The sequence below is a fragment of the Kingella pumchi genome, assembly GCF_022288825.1.
Classification (GTDB): Bacteria; Pseudomonadota; Gammaproteobacteria; order Burkholderiales; family Neisseriaceae; genus Kingella_D; species Kingella_D pumchi.
In genome coordinates this window covers 1-309 of record NZ_JAKOOW010000052.1, presented here as the reverse complement: position 1 = coordinate 309, position 309 = coordinate 1, and the positions used below count along the sequence as shown (strand labels likewise).

Genomic DNA, 309 nt, shown 5'->3' with positions numbered 1-309 from the left:
CGCCATTATTTTGGGCATTGTCGTTTTGATTATCGGCGTAAAAGTCTTTATCAGAATGATGAGAAAACCCGTTGAAAAAGGTAAAAAAAAAGACGCTAAAGAGTTGAAAGACACCCCACCGGATGCCGATCCGATGGATTTTGAAGCCTATGACGGCGATGAGCCGCCGTGGGAAGAAGAACAGCCTGAAGAGCAGGTATATCGAACCGAGCATTTAACAGGCGGCGAATAGAATAGGTGGTAATTATTATGTATCTTGTACATACAGAAGAATTTGATGATTTTGAAAGTGCTTCAGAATTTCGTGAG

General features: G+C 41.7%; 1 protein-coding gene. It reads left to right on the top strand.

Annotated features, from left to right (window positions below; all coding sequences use genetic code 11):
• A partial coding sequence (locus tag MB824_RS10750; protein WP_238748537.1) for a hypothetical protein occupies positions 1-232 on the top strand: 232 nt, incomplete at its 5' end.
• Positions 233-309 lie beyond the last annotated feature (77 nt).